The organism is Methanogenium sp. MK-MG (genome assembly GCF_009914725.1).
Classification (GTDB): Archaea; Halobacteriota; Methanomicrobia; order Methanomicrobiales; family Methanomicrobiaceae; genus Methanogenium.
On the sequence record NZ_JAAAWJ010000122.1, the window covers coordinates 1 to 3,928 of the forward strand.

Annotated in this window: 5 protein-coding genes; 3 read left to right on the forward strand and 2 right to left on the reverse strand. The window is 48.0% G+C overall.

Features of this window, described 5'->3' with window-relative positions:
• The coding region (gene rqcH, locus MKMG_RS10990; RefSeq protein ID WP_165077963.1) for a ribosome rescue protein RqcH at positions 1-1,084 on the forward strand (1,084 nt) is incomplete at its 5' end.
• Positions 1,081-2,106: an mRNA surveillance protein pelota gene (locus MKMG_RS10995; protein ID WP_165077965.1), complete on the forward strand. Its 1,026-nt coding sequence runs from the start codon at positions 1,081-1,083 to the stop codon at positions 2,104-2,106. The genes rqcH and MKMG_RS10995, both read left to right, overlap by 4 nt.
• An 18-nt stretch (positions 2,107-2,124) precedes the next feature.
• Here MKMG_RS10995 and MKMG_RS11000 read toward each other — a convergent pair whose 3' ends face one another.
• Positions 2,125-2,874: a peptidylprolyl isomerase gene (locus MKMG_RS11000; protein ID WP_165077967.1), complete on the reverse strand. Its 750-nt coding sequence runs from the start codon at positions 2,872-2,874 to the stop codon at positions 2,125-2,127.
• Positions 2,875-2,918: 44 nt separating this feature from the next.
• Between MKMG_RS11000 and cyaB the strand changes: the two genes are divergently transcribed.
• On the forward strand, positions 2,919-3,455 hold the full coding sequence (gene cyaB, locus MKMG_RS11005; protein ID WP_165077969.1) for a class IV adenylate cyclase: 537 nt from the start codon (positions 2,919-2,921) through the stop codon (positions 3,453-3,455).
• On the opposite strand, the gene MKMG_RS11010 is transcribed toward cyaB, so the two are convergent.
• Positions 3,445-3,928, reverse strand: a 484-nt coding sequence (locus MKMG_RS11010; RefSeq protein WP_165077971.1) for a metallophosphoesterase family protein, incomplete at its 5' end; no start/stop codon positions are given. The two genes, cyaB and MKMG_RS11010, sit on opposite strands and share 11 nt — an antisense overlap.

Below are 3,928 nucleotides of genomic sequence, written 5' to 3' on the forward strand. Positions count from 1 at the left end.
CGGGAAAGAACTGATTACCCCGCCAAAACCAAAACTCAGCCGTGAAGAGAATATCCGGGTACGGCAGTTGGATGCTATTGCTTCGTTTGAAAAAAAGATCAAGCGATATGAGGTCATTGTTGATGCTATCTATACGCATTACACATTTGTCCATGAAATCCTTACGACGCTGAAGAATGCCAGTGCCTCTTCATCCTGGCAGGATATTGAAAAAATCCTGAAAGAGAGCAAGAGTGATGCAGCTTCCGCCATAAAATGTGTATACCCTGCTGAAAGTGCGATTGACCTTGATATTGATGGAAAAATTGTAAAACTCTTTGTAGAGGAGAGTCTTGAAGCCAACGCCGAACGGTATTACGAACTGGCAAAGAAATTTAAAAGGAAGCGGACCGGCGCATTTGCAGCGATGGAACGCATGGTAATCACCCCCAAAAAGCAGAAAACAGTGATTCCTCTGCGAAAGAAGAAATGGTTCCACCGGTTCCGCTGGTGCTATACATCTGACGGAGTGCTGATGGTTGGCGGGAAGGATGCCGGTACGAATGAAGAAGTGGTAAAAAAATACCTTCAGGGGGGCGACACCTTTGTCCATGCTGATGTGCATGGCGGCAGTGTCATCATTGTCAAAGGAAATACGGAAAAGAATGATGAAGTCGCCCAGTTTGCCGCATCATATTCAAATGCCTGGAAAAACGGTCATCTGACAGCCGATGTATATGCTGCGTCGCCCAACCAGGTGAGTAAGACTCCGGAAACCGGAGAATACGTCTCACGCGGTTCGTTCATCATCAGGGGGGAGCGGACATACACACGGAATGTCGGCCTTGGTGTTGCCATCGGCCTGCAGGTAGCCCCTGAGTTAGGTGTGATCGGAGGGCCTATCGATGCGGTGAAATGCAGGGCAGAGCATTATGTCATCCTTCGTCCGGGACGCTATGAGCCCAATGACGTTGCCAAAAAAATACTCAGAATGTTACGGGATAAATATGGTGATGAATGGAAATCAATGAAAAATGTCCTGAATTCAGAGAGTATTGCCGCATTTGTCCCTCCGGGCGGATCAGATATTACTGAAGAGTTATGAAAGCAGAATTCGATGCCCTGAAAAATTCAGACGGTGAGATACGGCTGTTTCCGGAATCAATTGATGACATATGGCATATCAAACATCTCATCAGAACAGGCGATCTTATTTTTGCAGATACATTCAGGAGCCTTGATTCCCAGACTGACAAAACGCGGCCGGAAAAGACCGAAAAAAAACCGGTACGACTGGGCCTCCGGGTGGAGAAGACAGAATTCCACCCGGATACCGTCAGGCTGAGAATATCCGGGGTGATTGAACAGGGTCCTGACACCGGTTTTTACCATACCATCAATCTTGAACCGGGTCGGGAAGTCTCTGTCATTAAACGATGGACGCAGGTTGAACTGGAACGAATCGATAGGGCAGTCACTGCATCCACCTCAGGCATCGTACATATTGTAGCCATCGAGGAAGGGGAGGCACAGATATTCCGTATCCGCCAGTACGGGCCGGAATATGTTATGAAAATTACCGCCGGAAGCGGAAAACGTGAGGGTGTAGATGCCAGACATGCTTTTTTTGAAGAGATCTATCACTCCCTCACCATGGTCACCGGATCGATTGTTATTGCAGGGCCCGGTTTTGTGAAAGAGGATTTTCTAACCTATCTCCGGAGAACCGATTTGGATATGGCCGGCCGTATGCTGACTGCTGAGACACGCAGAACAGGGCGTGGTGCGGTGCAGGAAGTGATCGGACAGGGTATACTGGAACGGATAACACAGGATCTTCAGCTGGGAAGGGAGGTAACCCTGATGGAAGAACTGCTTAAGAGGATGGCGGGCAGCGGTCCCGCTGCATACGGTGTTGATGAGGTTGCAACGGCAGTTCACTACGGTGCAGTATCAGACATTCTTGTTGTTGACACGAAAATGAGCGAGGAAACCATCAATCGTCTCCTTGAAACCGCCGATACGATGCGTGCAACGATCACCGTCTTTTCCTCAGAATTTGAACCGGGAAAACAACTGGAAGCAATTGGGGGAATCGCCGCAATACTGCGTTTTCCCATTCACTAAAAAAATTCAGTAAAAAAATTATTCTTCGGATGATTCTTCTGGTTCAGAAGATTCATCTGCTTCTTCCGGTGCCGGAGATACTTCAGCTTCTTCGATCTCTTCAGGTGCAGCGGGGCGTTTGTATGACTCTTTTAAAATGATCTCGTCGATACCATTGATAAATTCAAAGATCTGATGCATAAGGATGCCGCGGGCCATTCCCCAGCGTTTGTCATAGTTAATGCCCGGAGGCAGAATCACGGTGAGAAGACCATCGGTGAGTTCAATATCCATTTCTCTCCCGACATACAGATCAATCAGACCCTGTACCTGTTCTTCGGGACTCTCAACAACTGCTTCGATCTCATATTCGTAGGTAAGTGTTTTTCCGGCAAGTACATGGTTAAAGTCGACGACAGCCCTTTTACCAACAACACCGGCAACGATACCTTCCTCGCCGTCGGATGTGATTCTCATACCAACCTGAGGTTTCTCGCCAAAATTTTTGACAGGAGCAGACCGCATCAGTGATTCATCGCGGGGGCCGTATGCCTTCTCCGGAGGAATTTCGACGGTGCCTTTTTCGCCAACCTCTTTGCCGATTAATGCCTCATCGAGACCGGGGATGATGTGCATACCGCCAAGGCGCACAACAATTGGCTTGTATTCTTTCTTTTCATTGAAGATACCCGCTTCAGTTGCTTTGTCTGCTTCAGTGGTATCAAATACAAGACCCTCTGATAAGCCGGTAAATCTCAGTTTAATAAAACTTCCTTCATTAACTACCATTCATTTCACCTGTCTATATTTATACGGCGTGTTTACTTAAAATAATGAGTTCTTTAATCGAAGTTGAAACCAAAATTGCAGTATCAAATCTCCCGGAAATCGCAGACTGTCTGCGCTCTCTGGGAGCAGCGGATCTCGGCGGTTCGTCCCAGCAGGATACCTATCTGAATGCACCGCATTGTGATTATGCCCACACGGATGAGGCACTGCGTGTACGCGAGACAGAATCCGGCACTGAGATCACCTACAAAGGCCCGAAAACTCAGTCAGGCGGGTCAAAGGCACGAACAGAAATAACACTCTCAGTAGAGTCCGCAGAGGATGCCATTGCCCTTCTTACGGCAACCGGTTTTTTTATTAGTGCAACCGTCAGAAAAGAGCGGCATGAATACCAATACGGCGGCACAACCATTGCTCTTGACTGCGTGGAAGGTCTGGGCACATATATTGAAATTGAAGTTTTGACTGACACTGATATCGCTGCAGCAGATAAAAAAATTGATGCCGTTAAAAAAGAGCTGAATATTTTCGGGGCACACATACCGGTATCGTATCTTGAACTGCTGCTCTCTAAAGAGTGACAAATTCCACTTCAATCTCTTTTGCTTCGTCCCCCAGAGTGATGAGCGCGCATTTCCCCTCTGAGGCAGGTCCGGGGTTGACGACCAGCGTTCCTTCGATCTCAACAACCCCGGTGTGATCATGAATATGGCCGCAGCAGACGAGATCAAAATCCTTCAGGCTATCACGGAAGCATCTGCACCCTACATTTGTTCCGCCAATATCATCAAGTGTGCCGTATGGGGGTGCATGGGTGACCAGAATATTATGTACGTTCTGGTGCGCCCTCTTTTTTGCCTTCTCTAACAGTTCACACAGTTCCTCTTCAGAGAGTTCAAAAGGTGTGTTAAAGGGTGTAGGGTTTGAACCTCCAACACCAGTAAAGGTTACCGGCCCTACCTCAAGGGAGGTTCCGTGCAGGTTCACTGCGTCAGAATATTCGATGACCCTCAGGATCTCCCAGGCATCACAGTTGCCGGGAACAGCAAAACAG